Genomic DNA, 24,041 nt, shown 5'->3' on the forward strand with positions numbered 1-24,041 from the left:
CCCCCCTCGGCCCCGTCAGCTTGTCAGGCCGATCCGGCGACGGATCTCGTCGTCCCTCAGCGAGACCTCGCGGCCCAGGAACTCATCGCCATCCGGGCCGCTCAACCACAGAAGGGCGCGGGCGGGCCATTCGGGCGGGATATGCACCGACCAGTCCAGCTGGCTGACCGGGTTGATGCCGCTCTGCCGGATCGTCTTCTGCATCTCGGTCGCCACCGTGCCCGGCGAAAGGCTGATGGCGCGGATGCCGTCGGCGCGCGCCTCCAGATCGACCGCGCGCGTCAGCATGTAGGCGCCGGCCTTGCTGGCGCAATAGGCGCTCCAGCCCTCTTGCGGGGCATGGGCAGCCCCCGATCCCACCGTGAGGATCGTCCCGCGCCCCTGAGCCCGCATCACCGGAAGCGCGGCGCGCATGCCGTGGAAGACGCCCTTCAGATTGACGTCGATCACCTGCCCCCATTCCTCGACATCGGCCGTGGCCAGGTCGGCGATCGGCCCGATGAGGCCCGCATTGTTCACCAGCACGTCAAGCCGCCCGGCGCGGTCGCGCAGCAGGGCAACGGCGCGCTCCATATCGGCGGGCCGCGCAACATCTCCGGCAAGCGCCATGCCGCCGATCTCGGCCGCCAGCTCGCCTACCGCCGCCTGGTTCCGGGCCATCACCCCGACCAGCGCGCCGGCCTCGGCAAAGGCCCGCGCGGCGGCGGCGCCGATGCCACGGCTTGCGCCCGTGACGAGAACGACCTGGCCGTCAAGATTGACCATCATCTCCTCCTTGCGTTGAACATGCCCCCGAGCCTAGCCGCGGATCCCGGAAGCCGCCAGCGGCGTCGCCCCTGCCCTCGGGCGATCAGGACCGAAGCCGGGGCGGCGAACCAGACCGCCCGCAGCGGCGTTTGGCAGGGTGCAGAGGGGCCGACGCCGCGGGGGTTATTTTATGGGAAGACTGGCCATAGGTAGAGATCTATATATGTGACACATTCGTTGCAGAACCAACAAGAGAGCCTATGCCGCCGATCCCTCCTGACCGCCATCGCGATCCTCTCTTGCTGCTTGCCTTGACCTGCGGGCTGACGCTTGGCTGGCTGCTGGTGGGGCTGGTCCTGGTCGAGACGCCCGAGAAGATGTTCGCCGAAACCGGCCCAATCGAGAGCGCCTCGGCATTCTACCTGATCGTCACGGCATTGTGGCTGGCCAGCGACATGATGCGCCGCAGGGCCCTGGAACGCTGGCATCTGCTGGTGTTCGTGACGGCCGCCGGGCTGCGCGAGCTGGACTGGGACAAGGCGTTCACCGACAGCGGCATCCTGTCGCTGCGGTTGTATTCCGGCACCGCCCCCTGGGTGCAGAAGATCGCCGGCGCCCTGGTCCTGACGCTGCTGATCTGTGCGGGGCTGCGCCTGCTGCGGCGCGATCTGGTGCCCTGGCTGCAAGGATTGCGCCGCAGGCAGGATTGGGCCTGGGTGCTGGCCGTAGCATTGGCGCTGTATGTGATCGCCAAGTCGCTGGACGGGCTGGGCCGCAAGCTGGCGCCCTGGGGCATTGAGCTGTCGGACTGGGCCAGCCGCTCGGCCGGGCGCAGCGAGGAAGTCATGGAACTGGTCGGCGCGCTCTTGCTGATGCAGGGCGCCGGACTGATCTTGCTGCGCCGCCGGCTGCGGTATTAGTCGCCGCATCCCGTATGGCGGAGGGATTCCGATCCCCCCGTCACCTGGCACCGTCCGGTCGGCAGTTGCACAGCGCCCATGCCGCGGCCATCCCGCCGGGCGATGCCACCGCCGCATGTCGCGGGACGGTGCTGATCCGCGCCGAATACGCTGATCGCTGGCGCAGGCCCGTGACCATGGCGCCGCCGCGCGTCACCGACCGAAACGGGGTCGCGCTTGACGGAATGGCGCGCACGCGGGGCCAGCGACGGTCGAACTGGTTCGCGATCCCTCCGCCGCCAGCCAAGTCGACGCGCTGTCCCGACAGATCGCCTCGGTGCCGAACGGTTTCAAGTCCGAAATGGAAACCGCGCTCGAGGCGCTGAAGGACCTTCCCGGTCAGATCGGTGAACTCATCACGCTGCTGGTCGACAAGAGCGCGGAATGGGTGGGCGCGCTGATCGAGATGATCCGCGAGACGGAGGTCGTCGGGGAACTGTTCACCTCGATGGTTAGTGTCGTCATGATGATGTCGCCGAATCTCTGGGCAGAGGCGCTTGGAACCGTTGAAGGATATCTGCTGCCCGAGGTGCTGCGGGCGATCGTCTTTGCGGTGATCGCGGCCCTCAACATAGCTCTTGCGGCACGCCTCGCAAGTTTCGTGGCCAAGGTTCGGGCGGCCCTGGTCGCCTTGGGCAAGATCGGGCCGCTGCTGCTGATGATCTGCGGGGATGCGATAGAGCCTGCCAAAGCGGAAATGGCGCAACTCGCCGGTGTTGCACTTGTTTCGGATGGACGTTGCGCTGACGCCCCATTTCTCTGCAAGCGACTCCGGGGTGAATGGTGTTGCGGCATCCATCGGAAGATCACCTTTCCCTGTGATTCTGCCTGTCATCGGCATGAAACCCAGCCGACCGAAGCCGGCGGAGTGTTTCGTGAGAATGGTGAGGCCGGAATGGATTGTCATCCATGTTGGCGGATCGGGCGGTTCCAGTGCCGTGCCGCAACCGGTCCCGGAGCCACGCCATGTGACGTGTTGATGCGAATAGCCGGACATGAAAGCCCTCGCGCCGGGGGAAGGACGCGGGGGCAAGAAGGCGGTGCTGGGCATCGGCAACCTGCTGGCCGCTGGAGCCACGGCGGATCGTCGGCGCGATATCGGGCTGCACATCCATCAGCGCGAGAATTTCCGCCTGCGAGAGCGTCCGCACCGGCCTCCAGGTGATACGACCCGCCGTGCTGACCGGTCAGATCGACGCGCCGGTCCGCCGGATCGGCCGGTGGCCCAAGGCGTCTGTTCGGCCTCCCACGGATCGATGATCTCTTTCGGCTTGGACCAGTTCATGATCCCGACCAGCGTGCCGCCCATGCCACCCAGGCGCCATCTCTTGATCCAATCCGCCCGGCCGATGACGCCAGTATTGAAATGGCAGCCGACCGCTGCGTCGAACTGGCGCTGCTCGACCGTCATCCCGGTCAGAGCGCGGTAAACCTCCCCCTCATATTTCGCCAGGTCACGGCGGAATACGGTGAAGACGTCGCTCAGCGCGGCATCCAGATCCGCGGACATCCCGCGCGTCATAAGGCCGCACGCCGCCGCTGTCAGGGGCTTTCATGGCTGTCTCCTCGGTGTGGCTGAACAACGGGGCGCGGGCGGGGATTATTCCGCAGCCAAGCCATATATCGGCGATGGCGGCGAGGTCCGTGAACTGGACAGCGCCTTTGCGAAGACGGCGCGGCGGGGGCGTCCGCCTCTGCTTGCCGGTGAACGCAAGGTCCGCATGAACTTCATGATCGATCCGGACATTGCCGCCGCGCTCGAGGATCAGCCCAACAAGAGTGCGTTGGTCAATGCGTTGTCATGGGCAATGGCCCGGCGAGGCGGTCATGAATGTGATTTGCCGCCGCTCGGGGCCGGGCATACCGTCAGGATGGGTCCGATCGGGGCCAGGGGCGGGCATGCAGTTGCCCTTGTCCGCCCCACCGGCCGAGGGGCCGAGAAAGACCGGCGATTACGGATGCGGGCCGCGCTCGACCCGAGATTCGATCTTCCGCAGGTGGTCGAGGATCAGCACCATCCGCTCATCCTGCCGCGCCGTCGCCGTCTCCACAGCCCGGATGCGCGCCATGTCGTCGGATCGCCCCGACAGATTGCCACATGCCCCATGCCCCCGCGACGCCGACCACCAAGCGCGACAAGCATGGTCCTCGTGCTGATCCTGTTATCGACTGCCGGCATCATGCTCATCTCCTCGTTCTCATGTGATGGGTGCGCCTCGCACATGGAAAAAGCCCCGCGCGGGCTGGCAGAATCGTCGGTTCCCCTCATCGATCTGTTCGATTCCGGGTTGCGTTATGTTTAGCACGATATATCGTCAGGATCGGGTAGGTTTGTCAGACATGGCCGGCCAAGCAGGCGGTGCATGTCGCCCCTGCTTGGCTTCCGCTGGAACAGAACTGGATGGGAAAGCCGCGCGCGAGGCGAAGCTGCTCGGGCCTGTTCGCGCCGAACGGCCGCTAGCGAATGTCGACCGATCCCTTCAGCGATTTCGCGATTCAGGCGAGCTCGACCGAGCGATGCCGCGGGTCGGGATTGCGATCACTCACTGACCCATTCTGGGTGCCCGATCTCCTCCAGGGTCTCCATGATCTCATCATGATACTCGGGTTTATACCTGCTGAGAATATTCGCGGAATGCATCCGCGCTTTCTTGGGTTCCAGGTCCACATGGTCAACCGCAAGGAATGCAAGAACCCTGGAGAAATCTCCGGAGGCAATAGTTGAGAACTTAACGTCAAGAACATCGCCAACAACAGACGACCTATAGTAATCAAATAGATCGTCCTGGAATTTCTTGAATTTTACAAACCACCTCTTGTCGAAGTCGATAAGCTCTCTTTTCACCCTGCTTCTGGCTGTTTCATTCGGGATGTTCCAAACACCAGTTTTCTTGGCCAGAATATTTGATGAATGTTGCGCAAGCTTGTTTTCGCGTTCATATATTATTTTCTTCACACCTTCATGCTTCAGAAGCTTGTCGCAGCAAGATCGACTCTGATCTCGCCACATCTTGAAGCCGACAGCGTTGAACCCGCCTTGATCGAAAACACGCTGCACAAACGCATCCTCATCCAGGCGGATTTCGTTCACCTCATCGGTAGTCAAGCCGGAAAAGCTTCCCTTCAAATGCGTCGCCGGCTTCCTGTGAAAAATCTCGCCGTGGCACATGACTTGCGGATGTGATCCCAGCGTTGCCGTCAGGAGCGATGTCCCCGATCGCGCGTTGCTCAGAACAACAAATCTGGTCATGTTTTCGCTGGCCGCCATCTCCCCTCCTTCAGACGCACGGGCTCCATTCGGCGATCAAGTGCCTTTGGCTGAAGCTTGGTTTGCCGCGGGCGATCGAGTCAACCAGCAATATGTCTGATTTGTCGACATCAGCGAGATCTCACCACCTGGGGCTATATCCTCACCCGTCCACCTGATCTTCAGCCCGTGAAGGATGGCCTCCATCTGGCCCGCTACGTCCAGATCATCAGAGACGATCTGCGCTTGAGCATGGTCGCCTTGAGTGGAATAACCCGCGTCGAAAACAACGCGAAGGTGAAGCATGGCGCTGGTCGTTCTTGGCGGATCGAACTCACGATATCGCAGCGGATGGGTCGGAAACCTCGAGCACGTCCTCGGCCACGAGGTGCGCAATCTGTCGATCGGCGCCACCACATCCCTGACCGCGATCTATCGAACGTTCCTCGAGGACGGCCCGCGCCGGGGCGACACGGTGATCTGGGAATATGCCCTGAACGAAGTGAACCACATCAAGGGCGGCTATGAGATCGACCACGTCCTCAAATCCGTGGAACACCTGCTGCGGATATGCCGGCGTGACGGCATCAGGTTCGCTCCTGCCCTCTTCACCCCGCTTCGGGAAGAAGCCGCCGAAGAGCGCTCTCGCTACTATCGAAAGCTGATGGATCTCTTCGAGCACTACGGGATTGCCTATTTCGATGTATCCCCGGCGTTTCGTTCGCTGAAAGGGCTGCAGCGCCTTCCCGACGATCATTTCGCCGACGAACAGCACTATGCAAAGCTTCCCGACCTGATGCAGTTCATCGCCGAGGGCGCCGCAGACCTGGCCAGCCGCGCGACCGTCCCGGATCAGGCCGCGCCGATCTACACCGGCCAGTCCGAGGTCTCGCTGCTGTCGCCGGCGAAAACAGATATCTACGAAAACTCGGTCATGCGCGTGCCCGTCGCCCGGGTGCCGCTCAGGCTTGAAGCCGCCTCCCCCGGCAGGTTGCTGGCGATCATGGCGCTTTGCCGCCCCGATGAGGAGTGCGGGCTGCGCGCCAGGATCAGTCTCGATGGTCGAGAGCGCCGCGGCTTCCGCTTCTCTGCAACCAGCCATCCCTCGTTTCCGAAACCGATCCTCAAGGCGGTCTCCCTTGAGCGGGCGACGGGCGCAGCATGGCCCGTCGAGCCTGGCGAAAGCATCATCGTTGCGCCCGCCAAAATGGGCGGGCGCTTCTTCAACGAATATCTGACGCTCAAGATGCTTTCGAATCCGGTCAAGCAACCCAAGGCAGGCGTGTGTGGATTCCTGATCGAGGAACCCCTGGAGCGCCATGGCGCCCACTAGAACGGCGCTGCAGGCGGCGGCCATCCCGTCACCTGGATCCGCTGGAACCGTATCGTCAGGCCCGGCGACTTGCCGTGCTGCAGGAGCCGCAGGGGTGCGTCGATACGCCCCCGCGCGGTGCTGGCCAGCGGGTAGAGCCTGATCCAGCCGTTGCGCATGTTCGCGCCCGATCTCAGTCATGGCAAGGTCGCCATTCAGCTTCACGAAGGTCGAGACGGCGCGCTCGTGCGGCTGACGCCAGCGTTTGATCTGCCGCTCGGATTTGCCCGCCTGCCGCTCGATGGCCGCGAAATTCACGAACTCGGCCAGCGCCGCCGTGATCGAGACGGGGCTTGTCCATTACGCCGAGAAGGGCAGAGGCTTCCGCCAGAGGCGCGAAAGTCCCATCAGAACGGATAAGCGCCTCAAGCCGTGTGAGCAGGTTGTCAATAGACCCGGCTGCCAGTTCCGCCGCCGGGCGGCAAGGAAACCCGCGCGGCTGCGCCAGCTCCCGCGCCGCCTCATAGGCGGCAGCCGCATCATCGGCTTGCCCGGCTGCCAAGGCTTCCCAATAGGCCATGACCTCGGCCTCGACCGCTGCGGCCTTGATCCTCGCCGCGCGTTCGGAGTCGGTCCAGAGCGTCCGCGTTGCCTTCTGCCGGGGATCGACATGGGCGAACCTTTTGGCACCCGCATCACGGAATACCAGCAACCGCGATCCCTGGTGATGCCCGTCGCCCTGCCTCATGTTCCGGGATTCGGAAGCGATTTCAAGGACGCGGAAGACGAATATGCTGCAGATGCTGGAGATTTCGCAGTCGCATAGCGACTGATTGGTGGAGCCAAGGGGAGTCGAACCCCTGACCTCTTGAATGCCATTCAAGCGCTCTACCAACTGAGCTATGGCCCCACCGGAGGTCTCAGCGGCGCCTTCCGGCGCCGTGTGGAGGGTCGTATATTGGGGACGGGCGGGGGCTGCAAGGGGAAAAATCATCCTCGCCGGCCGAATTCTTGCAAGCCGCCGATGCTGCGGCGAAGATCGCCCGCATCAAGCCCTTTGGCCGGCAGGGAGGCCAGGCATTCGCTGCCCCGAGCAGCGTCGGGACAGGGTCCGCCATCCCGGCACCAGCCCCGGATCAGCCGCCGAGCGCGATGCCCTCGCGGCGAGGATCGGCGCCGCCGGTCAGGCCGTCCGGGGCGATGGCGATGCCCTGCAGGCCCGAGTTCAGCTCGGTCTCGTTCATCTCGAAGCCCATCGCGGCAAGCGCCTCGGAGAGCGCGGTGGCCTCGGTGCCCGCCTCGACATCCATCGGGCCGAAACGGTTGACCAGATGCGGCAGCGCGATGGCCTGCTGCACGTCCAGCCCCCAGTCCAGATGCGCGATGATCGCGCGGGCCACATAGCCGATGATCCGGCTGCCGCCCGGAGAGCCGATCACCAGCACCGGCTGGCCGTCCTTCAGCACGATGCTGGGCGCCATCGAGGAGCGCGGCCGCTTGCCCGGCTCGACGCGGTTGGCGATCGGCCAGCCGGCCTCGTCATGGGTGGCGAAGGAAAAATCCGTCAGCTCGTTGTTCAGCAGGAAGCCCTTGGCCATGACGCGCGAGCCGAAGCCGTTCTCGATCGTCGTGGTCATCGACAGCGCATTGCCCTGCGCGTCCACGATCGAGATATGCGAGGTCGAGGGCAGTTCCAGCGCATTGTCGCGGCCCCACAGCATGGCGTGGCTCCAGCCGGGCTGGCCGGGGGCGACCTCGGGCAGGCTGTCGTCGCCCGACAGAAGCGCGCCGCGCTCGGCCAGGTAGTCGGGGGCGATGAGGCCCTCGGCCGGGATCGGGACGAAATCGCTGTCGGCCATGTAGCGTTCGCGATCGGCGAAGGCCAGGCGCGAGGCGTCGCCGATCAGCCGCCAGCTTTCGGGATTGTCGGCCCCCAGCGCGGCAAGGTCATAGCCGCCCAGCATCCCCAGGATCTGCCCCACCGTCAGCGCCCCGGACGAGGGCGGCCCCATGCCGCAGACATCGTGGTCGCGATATTCCACGCAGACCGGCGGGCGCTCGATGACGCGATAGCGGGCCAGGTCCTCCATGGCCAAAAGGCCGGGATTGTCCTCGGCCCCGCGCACCGCGGCGACGATGGCCTCGGCGATCTCGCCCTGATAGAAGGCGCGGCTGCCATGGGTGGCAAGCGCGCGCAGCACCTCGGCATAGTCGGGGTTCTGCAGCATGGCGCCCATCGCCACGGGCTGGCCGTCGGGGAAGAAATAGTCGCGCGTCGCATCATGCTGCCCCAGCGCCTCGATCCCCTCGCCCGCGACCAGTTCGGCCAGGCGCGGCGAGACCGGGAAGCCCTCCTCGGCCAGCCGGATGCCGTCGGCGAAAAGGCCGGCCCAGTTGGCCCGGCCCCAGCGGCGATGCGCTTCCTCCAGCAGCGCGGGGGTGCCCGGCGTGCCAACCGAGCGGCCGCCCACCACCGCCTCCATGAATTCCAGCGGCTGGCCCGCATCGTCCAGAAACAGCAGCGGCGTCGCGGCGGCGGGGGCGGTTTCGCGCGCGTCCAGCGTGGTGATCTGGCCGGTCTCGGCGTCATGCCAGACCAGGAAGGCGCCGCCGCCGAGGCCCGAGCTTTGCGGTTCGACCAGGCCCAGCACCACCTGCACCGCGACCATCGCATCCGCCGCGCTGCCGCCCTGTTCCAGCACCCGCGCCCCGGCCTCGACCGCCAGCGGATGCGCCGCCGTCACCATCCAGTTCTGCGCCGAAACCGGCCGGCCCTCGGCCTTGGCCGCAAGCGCCGCCTGCGCGGCCTCGCCCAGCCCGGCGAAGGCCTCGGGCGCGCTGCTGTCGGTGGCCGCCTCGGGTGCCACCGCGTCGGCTTCCTGCTGCGCCCATGCCGTGCCCAGACCCGCGCCGCCCAGAACCAGCACCGCAACCCATCCGATCCGCTTCATCGTGATCCCCTCCCTCTTGGACGGGATCAGTCTGGACCCTGCAACCGGACCGTGCAAGGCAGGCGGGTCATTCGGGGATCACTCGGCCTCGGACAGGGCCTTTTCCAGCTCGGGCAGGAAGCGGTTGGTGTAATCCTCGCGCAGCAGCGGGCCGGCGAAGCGGTGAAGCACCCTGCCCTGACCGTCGATGATGAAGGTCTCGGGCGGGGCGGTCACGCCCCAGTCGATGGCGGCGCGGCCGCGCGGATCGGTGGCGATGGCATGGAAGGGGTCGCCGTCCTCCTCCAGGAAGCGCAGGGCGTTGGCTTCGGGGTCCTTCAGGTCCACGCCATAGACCGGCAGGCGCTCGGACAAATCCATCAGCGTCGGATGCTCGGCCCGGCAGGGCGGGCACCAGCTGGCCCAGAAATTGACCAGTTTCACGCCGGGCTCGCGCAGCATCTCGTCGGTCAGCTGTTCCTTGCCGGGCAGCGTGGTCTGGGGCAGCGCCGGCGCCTCGCGCCCGACCATGGCCGAGGGCAGCGCATCGGGATCCTCGCGCCCCATGCCCCACAGGAACATGGCGGCCAGCGCCGCGAAGGCGACGGGCGGCAGCACGACAAGCGGAGAGATCCTAGCCATTCCTTTCCTGCCTTTCCAACTCGCGGCGGGCGCGGGCATTGGCGGCGACGGTCTGCCAGATCAGCGCCGCCAGCAGCGCCACCGAGACGCCATAGGACCACAGCACCGTGGCGGCGTATTTTCCAAGCTCGATCATGCGCGGGTCTCCCTTGCCTGCAAGGCGGCCAGCCGGCGGCGGCGGACCTCGGTCCGGGTGCGGATCAGCAGAAGCGCCAGGAACAGCAGGAAGAAGCCCAGCATCGACAGATAGAGCGGATAGCGATAGACGGCGCTCATCCTTTCGCCCGGCGCGACCGAGAGGCTGGCGCCTTGGTGCAGCCCCTGGTTCCAGAACAGGACCGCATAGCGCGACAGCAGCGCGAAGACCGAGCCGACCAGGCACAGCACGCCGGTCAGGTCGGCGGCGCTGTCGGGATCCTCGACCGCGGCCCACAGCGCCATGTAGCCGATATAGAACAGAAGCAGGATCAGGAAGCTGGTCAGGCGCGGGTCCCATTCCCACCAGGTCCCCCACATCGGCTGGCCCCAGATCGCCCCGGTCGCCAGCGCGATCAGCGTCATCACCGCGCCGATCGGGGCGGCGGCCCTGGCGGCCAGCGCGCTGACATGGTGGCGCCGGATCAGCCAGATCAGCGAGGCGGCCAGCATCATCACCCAGATATTGATCGCCATCATCGCGGCGGGCACATGCAGGAAGACGATCTTGACCGTCGCGCCCTGCTTGTAGTCCTGCGGCGTCAGGAAGCCCCAGACCAGCCCGCCAATGGTGCAGATCGCCGCCCCGGCCACGGCATAGGGCAGCACCGCGCCCGAGAGGCGCATGAACTTGACGGGGTTGGCGTATTCCCAGATCGACATGTGTTTTCCCTAGCGGCGGCGGGGGCCCGGCTCAAGTCACATCAGCGCAGGTTCACCCGCAAGGCGGCGGCTGCGGCAAAAGGTACCAGCGCCAGCACCCCGGCGGTGATCCCGGCCAGGAACAGCATCGGCGTGGCGGTGCTGCCCCCCTCGGCGCCGCGCCGGACGATCTCGGCCCCGAAGATCAGCGTCGGAATGTAAAGCGGCAGCACCAGAAGCGACAGAAGCAGCCCCCCGCGCCGCAGCCCCACGGTGATGGCCGCCCCGAAGGCGCCCAGCATCGACAGCGCCGGCGTGCCGATCAGCAGCGAGGCCAGCAGCCACGGCATCGCCCCGGCGGGCAGGTGCAGCAGCAGGCCGAAGACCGGCGCGGCGGCGATCAGCGGCAGGCCGGTGGTGATCCAATGCGCGAGGGCCTTGATGGCGACGGTGCCCTCCAGCGGCAGGGGGGCGGTGGCCAGCAGGTCCAGGCTGCCGTCCTCGTGATCCAGCGCGAAGATGCGGTCCAGCGACAGCAGGCAGGCCAGCAGCGCCCCGACCCAGAGGATCCCCGAGGCGATGGGCCGTAGGGCCGAGGTCTCGGGCCCGACGCCGAAGGGCACCAGCGCGCAGAGGATCAGGAAGAAGGCCACGCCCAGCCCGAAGCCGCCGCCCGCGCGGGTGGCAAGGGCAAGGTCGCGCTTCAGCAGGGCCAGCATCGAGGGCATCCTTCGCGCGGGAAGCGGGCTGCCGGCGCTGCGCTGCCGGCGGTGGCGAAGCGCCCGGCGCCGCGCCCGCCGCACAGGGCTGCAAGCCCCCGCCGGGCAAGGGACCGGGAGGCCGGGCGCTGCCCGACGGGGGCCGTCGGGCGGGCGCGGGCCGCCAGCCATGCCGGGGAAGGCCGGGGCGTGGCAGGGTGCGCGGGGATCATGCGAAGGCCTCGTTGAAGCCGGCGGGGCGGACCTGCTGGCCGGCCTTCGCGCGATAACCCGCCAGGTCCAGCACCCGCGCCTCTGCCAGCCCAAGGTCGATATGGGTGGCCATCAGCGCCGCGCCCCCCTGCCCCAGATGCGCCCGGATCGCCGTGCCGAAACGGGCGACCGATTCGGCGTCCAGCGACACCGTGGGCTCGTCCAGCACCCAGAGCGGGCGGCGCGTGACCAGAAGCCGCGCCAGGCCCAGCCGCCGCTTCTGGCCGGCCGACAGCGCGGCCGCGGGCCGGTCGGCCAGGTGGGTCAGGTCCATCGCCGCCAGGGCCGGGCCGATGTCGCCGCCGCCGAAGACCGCGGCCCAGAAGCGCAGGTTCTCGGTCACGCTCAGCGCGCCCTTCAGCCCGTCGGCATGGGCGGCATAGGCCACGGCGTCCTCGGCCAGCTCGATCCGGCCGGCGACGGGGGGCTGAAGCCCGGCCACCGTGCGCAGAAGCGTGGTCTTGCCGATGCCGTTCGGGCCGCGCAGGATCAGCGCCTGGCCCGGCGCCAGCGAAAAGGAAACCCCCTCGACCGCCCGCAGACCGCCGCGCGCGACGGCAAGGTCATGGACGGCCAGCAGGCTCACAGCGGCAGAAGCGCGCAGGCGACGCGGCGGCCCTCGGACAGGGTGACGTTATAGGTCCGCGCCGCGGTGGGCGAGGCCATCGCCTCGACCATGATGCCCAGTCCTTCCAGCGCGGCGACCAGATCGGCGGGCGGGCGGGCGATCGCCGCGCCCATGCCCAGGAACAGCACGTCGATGCGCCCGGCCAGCGCCGCCAGCGTCCCCAGATCGTCGAGGCCGCCCCAGGCCTGGGCGCTGGCGCCATCGACCAGCACCGCGCCATGGATCACCTGCCCGCCGGCGCGGAAGAAACCCGGCCCATAGCCGTCGACCGGCACCGCCCCCGCCGCGTAATCGGTCGGGCGCATCGGCATCAGGGCGATTCCTCGGCGCCGCTGAAGGGCGAGGCGTTCTTCTTGGCCTCGTCCTTCTTGCCCCAGTCGCGCCTGACGCCCAGCCACAGCACCAGGTTCTTGGCGACATAGATCGAGGAATAGGTCCCGATCAGGATGCCGAAGGCGATGGCCAGGACGAATTCGCGGATCACGTCGCCGCCAAGGAAGATCATGATCACCAGCACCATCAGGGTCGAGCCCGAGGTGATGATCGTCCGGCTGAGCGTCTCGTTCACCGACAGGTTGATCAGGTCGCGCAGCGGGCGGGTCTTGTACTTGATCAGGTTCTCGCGCAGGCGGTCGAAGACGACCACGGTATCGTTGATCGAATAGCCGACGATGGTCAGCAGCGCCGCGATGGTGGTCAGGTCGAATTTCAGCTGGAACAGCGCGAACAGCCCCAGCGTCACCAGCACGTCATGGGCCAGCGACAGCATCGCGCCGACGGCGAACTGCCATTCGAACCGCATCCAGATATAGGCCGAGATGCCGACCAGCGCCGCCAGCACCGAATAGATCGCGGTGTTGATCAGCTCGCCCGAGACCTTGGGGCCGACCGATTCGACGGAAGGAAAGGTGATCGAGGGATCGACCTCCTGCAGCGCCGCCTCGACGGCGTTGATCGTCTCGGGGGTGACGGCCTCCAGCCCCTCCTGGGCGCTGATGCGGACCAGCGCGACGTTCTGGTCGGCCCGGAAGGTCGGGTCGAAGACCTCGGTGATGGTCACGTCGCCAAGGTTCAGCGGCGACATCGCCTGCCGATAGGCGCCGATGTCGACCGGCTGCGACGATTCCGTGCGGATCGTCGTGCCGCCCTTGAAATCGATGCCGTAATTCATGCCCATGACCAGCATCAGCACGACCGAGATCACCGACAGGACCACGGACAGGCCGAAGGTCGGCACCTGCCAGCGCAGGAAGTCGATCTTGGTATTGTCGGGAACAAGCTTCAGACGGAACGCCATATCACACCTCGATCTGGCGCGGACGTGCGCGCTCGAACCACATGATTGTCAGCAGGCGGGTCAGCCACAGGGCAGTGAAGACCGAGGTGACAAGCCCGATGGTCAGCGTCACCGCGAAGCCCTTGACGGGTCCCGAACCCAGCGTGAACAGGATCGCCGCGACGATGAACGAGGTCAGGTTGGCGTCGATGATCGCCGACATGGCGCGTTCATAGCCCAGCTCGATCGCCCGCGCCGGGCCGCGCGCGCTTCGCAATTCCTCGCGGATGCGCTCGAAGACCAGCACGTTGGCGTCCACTGCCATGGCGATGGTCAGCACGATCCCGGCGATGCCGGGCAGCGTCAGCGTGGCGCCCAGCATCGACAACAGCCCGAACAGCAGCCCCATGTTGATCGCCAGCGCGACCGAGGCGAAGACCCCGAACAGCCCGTAGGTCGCGATCATGAAGGCCACGATGGCCACGAAGCCGACGACCGAGGCGGTGCGGCCCGCGTCGATGCTGTCCTGGCCCAGCTCGGGGCCGATGGTGCGTTCCTCCAGGAAGGTCAGCTCGGTCGGCAGGGCGCCGGCGCGCAGCAGCACGGCCAGGCGGTTCGCCTCCTCGAAATTCATCGAGCCCGAGATCTGCCCCGAGCCGCCGGTGATCGCCTGCCGGATGACCGGGGCCGAGATCACCTCGTCGTCCAGGACGATGGCGAAGGGCTGGCCGACATTGGCGGCGGTATAGTTGCCGAACTTGCGCGCGCCGGTCGGGTTGAAGCGGAAATCGACCGCCGGCATCCCGTTCTGGTCGGTCGCGGGCATGGCGTCGGTCAGTTCCTCGCCGGTGACGACGGGGTTGTTCTCGATGGTGTAGTAGAAGCCGGGCTGGTCGACCGAGGGCAGGACCGACTGGCCGAATTCGACCGGCGCGTCGGGATCGGTGCCGGTGCCGACGACCGAGTTGAAGGTCAGCCGCGCGGTCGTGCCGATCAGCGCCTTCAACTCCTCGGCCGAGCCGATGCCGGGCACCTGGATCAGGATCCGGTCCTCGCCCTGGCGCATGATGGTCGGCTCGCGCGTGCCGACCTCGTCGACGCGGCGGCGGATGATCTCAAGGCTCTGCTGGATGGTGCGGTCGTTGGTGGCGGATTTCTCGGCATCCGACAGCTGCACGATGATCGCATTGCCCTCGGTGCGGATCGCGAGGCTGCTCTGGCCCGCGCCGGTCAGCGAGGTGACGGGCGAGGAATAGCTGCGCACGATCTCGACCGCGCGGCTCATCCCGGCCTGCTCGCCGATCTCGATGCGCAGCGTGCCCTCGGGCGAGGCGACGCGGCGGACCGCGCCCAGCTGGTCGCGCGCCGCCGTCATGTCGCGGCGCAGTTCCGGCCACAGCGAATCCATGCGCGACTTGTAGACCTGTTCCAGCTGGACTTCCGCCAGCAGATGCGCGCCGCCGCGCAGGTCCAGCCCCAGATTGACCAGACCGCTCGGCATCCAGCCCGGCCAGCCGTCGCGCGCGGCGATCAGCTCGGGCGTCTCGACCCCGGTCTTCTCGATCATCGCGACCGCGTCGTTATGCGCCTCGACCCGCTGATAGAACAGGTTCGGGATCGCATAGAACAGGCCAATCACGCAGAGCCCGATGATCAGGATGCGTTTCCATCGGTCAATCTGAAGCATTTCGCCCCGTATCCTCAGCTGTTGGCGGCGACCGGCGCTGTCGCGCTCAGCACCTGCGAGACGGTCGAGCGGACGACGCGGACGCGCACGCCCGAGGCGATCTCGACCTCGAGTTCGTCATCGCGGACCGAGGCGACCTTGCCGATGATGCCGCCCTGGGTCACGATCTGGTCGCCCTTCTTCAGCGCCGAGACCATCTCGCGATGCTGCTTCAGCCGCCGCTGCTGGGGACGGATCATCAGGAAATACATGATCGCGAAGATCAGGATCAGCGGGATGAATTGTGCAAAGGCTGCGCCGGCACCGGCGCCGCCTGCGGCCTGTGCATAGGCGGGGGTCACGAACATGAATGATCCTCTCGGCTGGCGGACCCGCCAGGGTGGCGGACCTTTCGTGAATTGGCGCGCAACCTATCCCCGGCGCGCGCCCTTGGCAAGAAAGCGAGGTCGGGGGCCGGGTCAAGCCCCGCCAACGGTTTCGTTATCCCGAACGGTTCGATTTTTTCCGGCCGCGCGGGGAAGCGCGGGCCCCCCGGATGACGCTCAGGCCCTCTGCGTGGCGGGCTGGGCGGCGGGCTGGGCGCGTTCGACCAGCCGGGCGAAGAAACTGGCGCCGACCGGGGCGACCTCGTCGTTGAAGTCATAGGTGGCATTGTGGACGCCCGGCCCCTCGCCCTGCCCCAGGAACAGGTAGCAGCCCGGCCGCGCCTGCAGCATGTAGCTGAAATCCTCGGCCCCCATGTCGCGCCCGGCATTGTCGTGAACCGCCGCCTCGCCGGCGATCTCGCGCGCGACCTCGGCGGCGAATTCGGCGGCGGCGGGATCGTTGACGGTGGCCGGATAGCCCTCCTGATAGTCCAGCCGGACCTGCACGTCATAGGCCGTCGCCTGCCCGTCGCAGATCTGGGTCATGCGGCGGCGCACCATCTGGCGCACATCGGGATCGAAGGTGCGCACCGTGCCGCAGATATAGGCGGTCTCGGGGACGATGTTGTCGGCGCTGCCGGTATGGATCTGCGTCACCGACAGGGCCAGGTCGTCCAGCGCGTAATGGTTGCGGCTGGAAATGGTCTGGATGCCGCTGACGATGGCCACCGCGGCCACGACCGGATCGGCGGTCAGATGCGGCATCGCGCCATGGCCGCCGCGCCCGCGCAGGTGGATCTCGAACGTGTCCACCGCCGCCATGATCGGGCCGGGCGTGGTCTGGAAGCTGCCCGCCGCCTGGCCGGGATTGTTGTGCATCGCGAAGACCTGTCCGATGCCGAAACGCTCCATGATGCCCTCGCGCACCATGGCGTCGGCACCGCCACCGCCCTCCTCGGCGGGCTGGAAGATCAGCGCCACGCTGCCTGCGAAGTTGCGCGTCTCGGCCAGGTATTTCGCCGCGCCCAGCAGCATCGTCGTGTGCCCGTCATGGCCGCAGGCATGCATCCGCCCCGGCACGGTCGAGGCCCATTCGGCGCCCGTCTCCTCGTCCATCGGCAGGGCGTCCATGTCGGCGCGCAGCCCGATCACCGGCCCTTGTTCCCCGTTGCCCCGGATGATCGCGACGATGCCGGTCCGGCCGATGCCCTCGTGGATCTCGTCGACGCCGAATTCGCGCAGCCGCTCGGCCACGAAGCCGGCGGTCCGGTGGCAGTCGAAGCCCAGTTCGGGATGCTGGTGCAGGTGGCGGCGCCACGCGGTCATCTGATCGGCGAAATCCGCGATGCGGTTCAGAACGGGCATGTGGACTTGGACCTTTCGCTGTGGCAGTCCCGGCATCAGGACCTCAAGCACAGGGGAAATGCAATGGCCGAACCGAAAGCCGCCCGCGATCCGGGGGCCGAGATCGCCCGCCTGATCGACATCATGGCCGAGCTGCGCGACCCCGATCGCGGCTGCCCCTGGGATGTCGAACAGGATTTCGCCTCGATCGCGCCCTATACGATCGAGGAGGCCCATGAGGTCGCCGACGCGATCGAGCGCAAGGCCTGGGACGAATTGCCGGGAGAGCTGGGCGATCTGCTGCTGCAGGTGGTCTTTCACGCCCAGATGGCGCGCGAGGCGGGGATGTTCGATTTCGCCGATTGCGCGGCGGCGATCAGTGACAAGCTGGTCTTCCGCCATCCGCATGTCTTCGGCGAGGAAAGCCGCGACAAGTCGGCCGAGCAGCAGGTCCGCGACTGGGAGGCGATCAAGGCGGTCGAGCGGGCCGGCAAGGCCGAGCGCGGCACGCTGGACGGGGTCGCGATGGGCCTGCCCGCGCTGACCCGCGCGATCAAGCTGCAGAACCGCGCGGCGCGCGTCGGCTTCGACTGGCCGGGCGCCGGCGAGGTGCTGGAGAAGATCTCCGAGGAGACGGCCGAGCTGGTCGAGGCCCGCGACCGGCTGGACGCCGAGGCGCTGGACGAGGAATTCGGCGACCTGCTGTTCGTGATGGCCAACCTGGCGCGGCACCTGAAGATCGACCCGGAACTGGCGCTGCGCCGCGCCAATGCCAAGTTCACCCGCCGCTTCCGCTTCATCGAGGCGGCGCTGGCGGAAGCCGGCCGGCGTCCCGAGGACAGCGACCTGGCCGAGATGGACCGTCTGTGGGACAGGGCCAAGGCGGCCGAGAAGGCCGGGCGGGCGGCGGAATAGCGGCGGTGGCGGGGGGCGCTGCCCCCCGCGGCCCCTGCGGGGCCTTCCCCCCGAGGTATTTGCAAGGAGTGCGAGGGCAGAAGGGTCTCGGGTCAGGCGGCGATGCGCGCGACCTGGTCCAGCGCGGCGTCATAGACCTCGATCCCGCCGCCCGAGCCTTCCGACAGCACCCGTTTCCAGCCGCGCGCGCCGGGCTGGCCGTGAAACAGTCCCAGCATGTGACGGGTGATCTGGTGGAGCCGCCCGCCGGCGCGCAGATGCGCCAGGATGCGGGGGCGCATGGCGCGGGCCACGTCGCGGGGATCGTCGAAGGGCGGCGCCTGATCCCAGAGCCGGTCGGCCTGTCCCAGGATCTGCCAGGGCTGGTGATAGGCGGCGCGGCCGATCATCGCCTCGTCCATATGCGCCAGGTGGTCGCGCGCCTGTTCCAGGCTGGCGATGCCGCCGTTGATGCCCAGCCGCATGTCGGGAAAGGCGGCTTTCATCGCATGGACCAGCGGATAGTCCAGCGGCGGGATCTCGCGGTTCTCGCGCGGGCTGAGGCCCTGCAGCCAGGCCTTGCGGGCATGGATGGTCAGCTGCCGCAGCCCGGCCTGCCGCAGCCGGTCGATGAAGGCGGGCAGCACCTGGGCCGGGTCCTGGTCGTCGACGCCGATGCGGCATTTCACCGTCACCTCGACCGGGCTCGCCTCGATCATCGCGGCCACGCAGTCGGCGACCAGGCCGGGGTCCTTCATCAGCACCGCGCCGAAGCAGCCCGATTGCACCCGGTCGCTGGGGCAGCCGACATTGAGGTTGATCTGCGCATAGCCCCAATCCGCGGCGATACGCGTGGCCTGGTACAGCTCGGCCGGGTCCGAGCCGCCAAGCTGCAGCGCCACCGGATGTTCGGCCGCGTCGTAATCCAGCAGCCGCGCCCGGTCGCCATGCAGGATCGCCGGCGCCGTCACCATTTCCGTATAGAGCAGCGCGCGGCGCGACATCAGCCGGTGAAAGCCGCGGCACTGCCGGTCGGTCCAGTCCATCATCGGCGCAATGGACAGCGTATGCGATTGATCTAACTGCATTCCTGATACATTCAATCCATTGATGAAGCTTGCCCCTACCCTGGACTGCGCCCTGATATCCCCGAATTTTTCCTTCTGCGACTCACTGCACATATGGCGCACAGGAAAATGGCATCGATCACCCGCCTTCCGCTGCCTGCCGGCTCCGGATCAGACATTCCTGCGCCGCGACGAGGCCCGGAAATGGGCGCGTCAGGCCGAGACCAGGGGCTGCCGCCTGACCGATCGTCCCTGGCCCGCCTGAACCTATTCGGCGACCTGCGTGGCCTTCATATACTGATATCTGCGCAGTAGGGAAACCACCCTTGCGACGCTGAAGCGAGCTTGGGAAGGAGAAGACCGGACAGCTCGGTCGCCGCAAGCTGATCGAGTATGCACGTCCCCTCCTGCCTGACGGAGAGGATGCCACTGGGCAGCTCGTCGGATCGCGGCCGCCCGCATTTTGGCAAGCGAGGAGGAGCGGAAAGCCGTCCGGGACCGCTGCCGACGCTCATCCGCGGGCATATGGAACAAAGTGCTTCCCCGGGGCGGCCAGGCAGGGGGCTTCCTTCTCCGGCCCAGGGCATCCAGGTCGAGGTGGTCGAGTTCAGCGACTGGACCACCCCCAATGTCGCGCTGGATGCCGGCGATATCGACATCAATTTCTTCCAGCACCGCCCCTTCATGGAGAACACCGAGAAAGAGCGCGGCTATGATTTCGAGCTGGTCGCGCCCGGCATCCTGCAGAATATCGGCCTCTATTCGCTGCGCCATGACAGCTTCGAGGATATCCCCGAGGGCGGGACGGTCGCCATCGCCAACGATCCGGTGAACCAAGGGGCGCGGCCTGCTGCTGCTGGAACGCGCCGGGCTGATCACCCTGAAGGAAGGCGTGGGCTTCCTTGGCACCGTGGACGATATCGTGGACAATCCCAGGAACCTGCGCTTTTCCGAGGTCGAGGGGCCGCAGCTGGTGCGCGTGACCGGCGACGTGGATCTGGCGCAGGGCTATCCGCATTTCATCGTCGCCGGGGGCGGCTTCGATCCGACCAGCGGGCTGATCTATTCCGGCATCGAGGATCTGCAGTTCAACGTGGGCTTCGTCACCCGCGAGGATCGCAAGGATGACGAGACGATCGCGAAATTCATCGAGATCTTCCAGAACTCGCAGGCGGTGAAGGACCAGATCCACGATTCCTTCGCGGGCAGCGACAAGCTGTATCTGCTGGCCTGGCTACAGCGATGACGCGGGCGCTGACCATCGACGCGCTGCGCGTGTCGGGCCGTGTCGAGGCCGCGCAGGTCGCGTGGCCCGCCGGCCCGGCCGCCGGCACCGTGCGTTTCAAAGGTGTGGGCAAGACCTATCGCGCGGGATCGGGCGACGTGCGGGCGCTGGACGGGATCGACATGGACATCCGGGCGGGCGAGGTCTTCGGGATCATCGGCCGCTCGGGCGCGGGCAAGTCCAGCCTGTTGCGCACGATCAACCGGCTGGAACAGCCCAGCCAGGGCCGCGTGCTGGTCGACGGGCAGGATATCGGCCGGCTGGACGAGGCGGCACTGGTCGCGCTGCGGCGGCGGATCGGCATGATCTTCCAGCATTTCAACCTGCTTTCGGCCAAGACCGTGCGCGAGAACGTGGCCCTGCCCCTGCGCGTCGCCGGCGTGCCGCGCCCTGAACGGGAAACCCGCGTGACCGAGGCGCTGGAGCTGGTAGGCCTGAAGGACAAGGGCGACGCCTATCCCTCGCGCCTGTCGGGCGGCCAGAAGCAGCGGGTGGGCATCGCCCGCGCACTGGTCGGCCGCCCCGAGATCCTGCTTTGCGACGAGGCGACCTCGGCGCTGGACCCGGAAACGACGCTGTCGATCCTGACGCTGCTGCGCGACATCAACGCCCGGCTGGGCCTGACCATCGTGCTGATCACCCACGAGATGAGCGTGATCCGAGAGATCTGCGACCGCGTGCTGGTGCTGGAGGCCGGACGCATCGCCGAACAGGGCCCGGTCTGGCAGGTCTTCGGCGCGCCGCGCCATCCGGCGACGCAGGCGCTGCTGCAACCGCTGCTGAAGGGCCTGCCCGAGGATCTGGCCGCGCGCCTGCACGCCGAACGCCGCAGCCCGCGCGACGAGGTGATCCTGGAACTGGGCTTTGCCGGCCAGCGCCGCCCGGATCTGAGCGCGCTTGCGGGGGCGCTTGGCCGTCGGGGGCGGCTGCTGACGGCCAATATCGACAGCATCCAGGGCCGGGCCGTGGGCCGGGTGCTGGTCGCCGCCGCGCCCGATGCCGATCTGGCGCGGCTGGATGATCTCTGTGACGACAGAAAGGTTCTGGGCCATGCTCTCGCCGCAAATGACTGACCGCCTGTGGCAGGCGCTGCTGGACACGGTGCTGATGGTCGGCATCTCGGCCGGGATCGCGGTGCTGGCGGGGATTCCGCTGGCGGTGTTTCTGGTCACCTCGGGTCCGGGGGGCATCTTTCCGGCGCCGCGCCTGAACCGCATCGTGGGCATGGTCGTGAACGGGTTCCGCGCGGTGCCCTTCATCGTGCTGCTGGTCGCGCTGATCCCGCTGACGCGGCTGATCGCAGGCACCACGATCGGGATCTGGGCGGCGATCGTGCCGCTGTCGGTCTCGGCCACGCCCTTCTTCGCGCGCATCGCCGAGGTTTCGCTGCGCGAGGTCGATCCCGGCCTGGTCGAGGCCGCGCAATCCATCGGCTGCCGCCGCTGGCACATCATTCGCCACGTCCTGCTGCCCCAGGCCCTGCCCGGCATCATCGGCGGCTTCACGATCACCGTGGTCTCGATGATCGGCGCCTCGGCCATGGCGGGCGCCGGGGGGCTGGGCGATGTGGCGATCCGCTATGGCTATCAGCGATTTGACACGGTGGTGATGCTGGTGGTGGTCGTCATCCTGATCGCCCTGGTCTCGGCGGTGCAGATCAGCGGGGATCTTGCCGTCCGGCGCCTGCGGGCGCGCTAGGCTTCGGGTCCGGCAACCGACAGGACGAGGGCGGCGCGATCATTTCGCGCCACCTTCGCATATCGTCAGGATACCGCCTATTCCGCAGCCCCCGCGAACTGCACCCCATCGCCGCCGGGGCGATAGGCCGCCACCGCGTGATCGGCGGGCAGCCGGTCGCCCTGTCCGAACAGCCGCCGGCGCCATGTGCCCGGCGCGTATTCCGTCTTGCAGCTGCCCCGGTCCTGCAATTCCGGCACGACCAGCCGGGCGAAATCCTCGTAGGTCTCGGGCGAGGCGAGGCGCGTCAGGTTGAAGCCGTCCACCCCCGCCGCGCGCACCCAGGATTCCAGCTCGTCCGCGACCTCGGCAGGGGTGCCCGCCGCCAGCGGATAGCGCCCGCCAAGCGCCAGCTGCGCCAGCAGGTCGCGCTTGGTCCAGCCCCGGCTTTGCGCCAGCGAACTGGCCGACTGGATCGCATTGCCCGGCCCGTAGGGGATCGGATCGTCCAGCCCATAGGGCGCGAAGTCGATGCCGGTCGAGGCCGCGAAATGCGCAAGCCCCGCCTCGGGGCTGGAATTGGCGCGGTATTCGGCCAGCTTCTCGGCCGCCACTGCTGCGCTGGTATCGGTCACCACATTGACGCCGATCAGCACCCGCACCGATTGCGGATCGCGCCCGGCATCGGCCACCGCCTGCCGCAGCGCCGTCACCGCCTTCTTCGCCGCCCCCTTGTCGGGGGCCGAGATGAAGACGCATTCCGCATGGCGCGCCGCAAAGCGCAGACCCCGCCCCGAACTGCCCGCCTGCAGCAGCACCGGCGTGCGCTGCGGCGAGGGCTCGGACAGATGCGGGCCCTCGACCCTGTAGAAGCGCCCCTCGTGGCGAATGCTGCGCACCTTGGCGGGATCGGCATAGATGCGCGCGTCGCGGTCGCGGATCACGGCATCCTCGTCCCAGGACCCTTCCCACAGCTTGTAGAGCACCTCCAGATATTCGTCGGCCTGGTCATAGCGCAGGTCGTGGTCGGTCTGCCCGTCGCGGCCGACGGCGCGGGCGGCGCTGTCCAGATAGCCGGTGACGATGATCCAGCCGATCCGCCCGCGCGTCAGGTGATCCAGCGTGGAAAGGCGGCGGGCGAAGGTATAGGGCGCCTCCTGGTTGACGTTCACGGTGACGCCGAAGCCCAGGTGCCGGGTCACCGCCGCCATGGCCGAGACCAGCATCACCGGATCGTTCACCGGCAGCTGCACGGATTCGCGCAGGGTCACGTCCAGCCCGCCGCCATAGACATCATAGCTGCCCAGGATATCGGCCAGGAAGATGCCGTCGAACAGCCCGTCCTCCAGCGTCCTTGCCAGCGCGGTCCAATGATCAAGCTGCGTATAGTCCGCCGAGCGGTCGCGCGGATGGGTCCATTGGCCGTGGTTGATATGGCCCACGCAATTCATGTTGAAGGCGTTGACGATGATCTGCTTGCCAAGCGGCGTGGTCATCAGAGGGCTCCGTGTCGCGGCTGCTGGCCGCCAACAAGCTGTTCGAGCTGACCGGCACCTCGGCCACCATGTCGGCGGATAATCTGGACCGCTACTGGCGCAATGTCCGCACCCATACGCTGCACGATCCGGTGCGCTGGAAATACCACGCCATCGGCAATTACACCCTGAACGGCGTCAACCCGCCCCGACAGGCGCAGCCCCTCTGGCGTCCGGTGCAGCCCGGTGCGATTGTGGGTGATCGGCTGGCGGCCCTTTTCGGGGCCGGCATTGCCGATCCGCTGCCCCGCCAGCACGTCGCCGAACCAGCGCCGTTTCTGGTCGTCGCTGCCCGCCTCGTCCAGCAATTGCAGGACGCCGAAATGGTTCTGCGGCACCTGACCGGCCGAGCTGTCGGCGGCGCAGAGGATCTCGAAGACCTCGACCAGCGTGCGCCGGCCAAGGCCCGGACCGCCATGCGCCACGGGCACGGTGGTCGCGCCCAGGCCGCTGTCGCTGAAGGCCTGCATCTCGGCATGGGGCAGGATGCGTTCGGCATCGCGCGCCGCCGCCTTGGGGGCCCAGTCCGCGGCCAGGTCGCGGGCCGCCGCGATGGCCTCGGCATGGGTGGTGATGCGGGCGGGGATTGCGGCCACGGGCGGGCGCTTGTCCTGATGGGTCATGGTCGGACCTTTCGG

25 protein-coding genes, 1 tRNA gene and 2 pseudogenes are annotated in these 24,041 nt (G+C 67.5%); 8 read left to right on the forward strand and 20 right to left on the reverse strand.

Annotated features, from left to right (window positions below):
- Nucleotides 1–15: 15 nt before the first annotated feature.
- Nucleotides 16–765 carry an SDR family oxidoreductase gene (locus C9E82_RS18145; RefSeq protein WP_119897669.1) on the reverse strand — a complete coding sequence of 250 codons (750 nt, stop codon included), beginning with the start codon at nt 763–765 and terminating at the stop codon, nt 16–18.
- A 281-nt stretch (nt 766–1,046) separates the two neighbouring features.
- Between C9E82_RS18145 and C9E82_RS18150 the strand changes: the two genes are divergently transcribed.
- Complete coding sequence (locus tag C9E82_RS18150) at nt 1,047–1,667, forward strand: hypothetical protein (protein ID WP_122449347.1); 621 nt, start codon at nt 1,047–1,049, stop codon at nt 1,665–1,667.
- Between the two features lie 40 nt (nt 1,668–1,707).
- On the opposite strand, the gene C9E82_RS24165 is transcribed toward C9E82_RS18150, so the two are convergent.
- Both C9E82_RS24165 and C9E82_RS18160 read right to left on the reverse strand, forming a co-directional pair.
- Nucleotides 1,708–2,703: a helix-turn-helix domain-containing protein gene (locus tag C9E82_RS24165; RefSeq protein ID WP_147393065.1), complete on the reverse strand. Its 996-nt coding sequence runs from the start codon at nt 2,701–2,703 to the stop codon at nt 1,708–1,710.
- Between the two features lie 117 nt (nt 2,704–2,820).
- Nucleotides 2,821–3,216 (reverse strand): glycoside hydrolase family protein, encoded by a 396-nt coding sequence (locus C9E82_RS18160; protein WP_147393064.1) that lies wholly within the window; start codon nt 3,214–3,216, stop codon nt 2,821–2,823.
- Nucleotides 3,217–3,277: 61 nt separating this feature from the next.
- Here C9E82_RS18160 and C9E82_RS24620 point away from each other — a divergent pair, with 61 nt between their 5' ends.
- On the forward strand, nt 3,278–4,009 hold the full coding sequence (locus C9E82_RS24620; RefSeq protein WP_183154110.1) for a hypothetical protein: 732 nt from the start codon (nt 3,278–3,280) through the stop codon (nt 4,007–4,009).
- A 236-nt stretch (nt 4,010–4,245) separates the two neighbouring features.
- Here the strand turns inward: C9E82_RS24620 and C9E82_RS24170 are convergent, their stop codons facing one another.
- Nucleotides 4,246–4,974 carry a sulfotransferase gene (locus tag C9E82_RS24170; protein ID WP_147393063.1) on the reverse strand — a complete coding sequence of 243 codons (729 nt, stop codon included), beginning with the start codon at nt 4,972–4,974 and terminating at the stop codon, nt 4,246–4,248.
- A gap of 283 nt (nt 4,975–5,257) precedes the next feature.
- On the opposite strand from C9E82_RS24170, the gene C9E82_RS18180 reads away from it, so the two are divergent.
- Nucleotides 5,258–6,286, forward strand: a complete 1,029-nt coding sequence (locus tag C9E82_RS18180) for an SGNH/GDSL hydrolase family protein (RefSeq protein WP_119897645.1) — start codon at nt 5,258–5,260, stop codon at nt 6,284–6,286.
- A gap of 172 nt (nt 6,287–6,458) precedes the next feature.
- On the opposite strand, the gene C9E82_RS24840 is transcribed toward C9E82_RS18180, so the two are convergent.
- The 13 genes from C9E82_RS24840 to C9E82_RS18240 all read right to left on the reverse strand — a co-directional run bounded on the left by C9E82_RS24840 (nt 6,459) and on the right by C9E82_RS18240 (nt 16,966).
- Entirely contained in the window at nt 6,459–7,013 is a 555-nt protein-coding gene (locus C9E82_RS24840) for a hypothetical protein (protein ID WP_221036001.1), read from the reverse strand.
- A gap of 86 nt (nt 7,014–7,099) precedes the next feature.
- A tRNA-Ala gene (locus tag C9E82_RS18185) sits at nt 7,100–7,175 on the reverse strand.
- A gap of 226 nt (nt 7,176–7,401) precedes the next feature.
- Complete coding sequence (ggt, locus tag C9E82_RS18190; protein WP_119897644.1) at nt 7,402–9,216, reverse strand: gamma-glutamyltransferase; 1,815 nt, start codon at nt 9,214–9,216, stop codon at nt 7,402–7,404.
- 78 nt (nt 9,217–9,294) lie between these two features.
- Complete coding sequence (locus C9E82_RS18195) at nt 9,295–9,837, reverse strand: DsbE family thiol:disulfide interchange protein (RefSeq protein ID WP_119897643.1); 543 nt, start codon at nt 9,835–9,837, stop codon at nt 9,295–9,297.
- Nucleotides 9,830–9,973: a heme exporter protein CcmD gene (gene ccmD, locus C9E82_RS18200; protein WP_119897642.1), complete on the reverse strand. Its 144-nt coding sequence runs from the start codon at nt 9,971–9,973 to the stop codon at nt 9,830–9,832. Before ccmD ends, C9E82_RS18195 begins: the two co-directional genes overlap by 8 nt.
- Nucleotides 9,970–10,695: a heme ABC transporter permease CcmC gene (ccmC, locus tag C9E82_RS18205; protein WP_119897641.1), complete on the reverse strand. Its 726-nt coding sequence runs from the start codon at nt 10,693–10,695 to the stop codon at nt 9,970–9,972. Before ccmC ends, ccmD begins: the two co-directional genes overlap by 4 nt.
- A 41-nt stretch (nt 10,696–10,736) precedes the next feature.
- Nucleotides 10,737–11,393 carry a heme exporter protein CcmB gene (gene ccmB / locus C9E82_RS18210; RefSeq protein WP_119897640.1) on the reverse strand — a complete coding sequence of 219 codons (657 nt, stop codon included), beginning with the start codon at nt 11,391–11,393 and terminating at the stop codon, nt 10,737–10,739.
- A gap of 208 nt (nt 11,394–11,601) precedes the next feature.
- Nucleotides 11,602–12,231 carry a heme ABC exporter ATP-binding protein CcmA gene (ccmA, locus tag C9E82_RS18215; RefSeq protein WP_119897639.1) on the reverse strand — a complete coding sequence of 210 codons (630 nt, stop codon included), beginning with the start codon at nt 12,229–12,231 and terminating at the stop codon, nt 11,602–11,604.
- Entirely contained in the window at nt 12,228–12,584 is a 357-nt protein-coding gene (locus tag C9E82_RS18220; protein WP_183154112.1) for an Mth938-like domain-containing protein, read from the reverse strand. The genes ccmA and C9E82_RS18220 overlap by 4 nt, the downstream gene beginning before the upstream one ends.
- The gene (secF, locus tag C9E82_RS18225) at nt 12,584–13,570 is read right to left on the reverse strand and encodes a protein translocase subunit SecF (RefSeq protein WP_119897638.1); all 987 of its coding nucleotides are present in this window, start codon (nt 13,568–13,570) and stop codon (nt 12,584–12,586) included. Before secF ends, C9E82_RS18220 begins: the two co-directional genes overlap by 1 nt.
- A 1-nt stretch (nt 13,571) precedes the next feature.
- Nucleotides 13,572–15,236 (reverse strand): protein translocase subunit SecD, encoded by a 1,665-nt coding sequence (gene secD, locus C9E82_RS18230; RefSeq protein WP_119897637.1) that lies wholly within the window; start codon nt 15,234–15,236, stop codon nt 13,572–13,574.
- Nucleotides 15,237–15,250: 14 nt separating this feature from the next.
- Nucleotides 15,251–15,583 carry a preprotein translocase subunit YajC gene (gene yajC / locus C9E82_RS18235; protein ID WP_119897636.1) on the reverse strand — a complete coding sequence of 111 codons (333 nt, stop codon included), beginning with the start codon at nt 15,581–15,583 and terminating at the stop codon, nt 15,251–15,253.
- A gap of 195 nt (nt 15,584–15,778) precedes the next feature.
- Complete coding sequence (locus tag C9E82_RS18240; protein WP_119897635.1) at nt 15,779–16,966, reverse strand: M20 aminoacylase family protein; 1,188 nt, start codon at nt 16,964–16,966, stop codon at nt 15,779–15,781.
- 63 nt (nt 16,967–17,029) lie between these two features.
- Between C9E82_RS18240 and mazG the strand changes: the two genes are divergently transcribed.
- Nucleotides 17,030–17,860, forward strand: a complete 831-nt coding sequence (gene mazG / locus C9E82_RS18245; protein WP_119897634.1) for a nucleoside triphosphate pyrophosphohydrolase — start codon at nt 17,030–17,032, stop codon at nt 17,858–17,860.
- A gap of 92 nt (nt 17,861–17,952) precedes the next feature.
- Here mazG and dusA read toward each other — a convergent pair whose 3' ends face one another.
- Complete coding sequence (gene dusA / locus C9E82_RS18250; RefSeq protein WP_119897633.1) at nt 17,953–18,927, reverse strand: tRNA dihydrouridine(20/20a) synthase DusA; 975 nt, start codon at nt 18,925–18,927, stop codon at nt 17,953–17,955.
- Between the two features lie 504 nt (nt 18,928–19,431).
- Here dusA and C9E82_RS25315 point away from each other — a divergent pair.
- The 4 genes and pseudogenes from C9E82_RS25315 to C9E82_RS18265 form a co-directional block, all read left to right on the forward strand.
- Nucleotides 19,432–19,680, forward strand: a pseudogene (locus tag C9E82_RS25315) (MetQ/NlpA family ABC transporter substrate-binding protein); the annotation flags it as partial.
- Between the two features lie 118 nt (nt 19,681–19,798).
- A complete protein-coding gene (locus tag C9E82_RS25320) occupies nt 19,799–20,152 on the forward strand; it encodes a MetQ/NlpA family ABC transporter substrate-binding protein (RefSeq protein ID WP_240643491.1) in 354 nt (117 codons plus the stop codon).
- Nucleotides 20,149–21,264 (forward strand): methionine ABC transporter ATP-binding protein, encoded by a 1,116-nt coding sequence (locus C9E82_RS18260; protein WP_119897632.1) that lies wholly within the window; start codon nt 20,149–20,151, stop codon nt 21,262–21,264. The genes C9E82_RS25320 and C9E82_RS18260 overlap by 4 nt, the downstream gene beginning before the upstream one ends.
- Nucleotides 21,257–21,889 (forward strand): methionine ABC transporter permease, encoded by a 633-nt coding sequence (locus C9E82_RS18265; RefSeq protein WP_244936042.1) that lies wholly within the window; start codon nt 21,257–21,259, stop codon nt 21,887–21,889. The genes C9E82_RS18260 and C9E82_RS18265 overlap by 8 nt, the downstream gene beginning before the upstream one ends.
- Before the next feature lie 77 nt (nt 21,890–21,966).
- Here the strand turns inward: C9E82_RS18265 and C9E82_RS18270 are convergent, their stop codons facing one another.
- Both C9E82_RS18270 and C9E82_RS18280 read right to left on the reverse strand, forming a co-directional pair.
- Nucleotides 21,967–23,364 (reverse strand): LLM class flavin-dependent oxidoreductase, encoded by a 1,398-nt coding sequence (locus C9E82_RS18270; protein ID WP_119897630.1) that lies wholly within the window; start codon nt 23,362–23,364, stop codon nt 21,967–21,969.
- Nucleotides 23,365–23,660: 296 nt separating this feature from the next.
- Nucleotides 23,661–24,026, reverse strand: a pseudogene (locus tag C9E82_RS18280) (acyl-CoA dehydrogenase family protein); the annotation flags it as partial.
- Nucleotides 24,027–24,041 lie beyond the last annotated feature (15 nt).

This window comes from Paracoccus sigandri, from assembly GCF_003709565.1.
Classification (GTDB): Bacteria; Pseudomonadota; Alphaproteobacteria; order Rhodobacterales; family Rhodobacteraceae; genus Paracoccus; species Paracoccus siganidrum.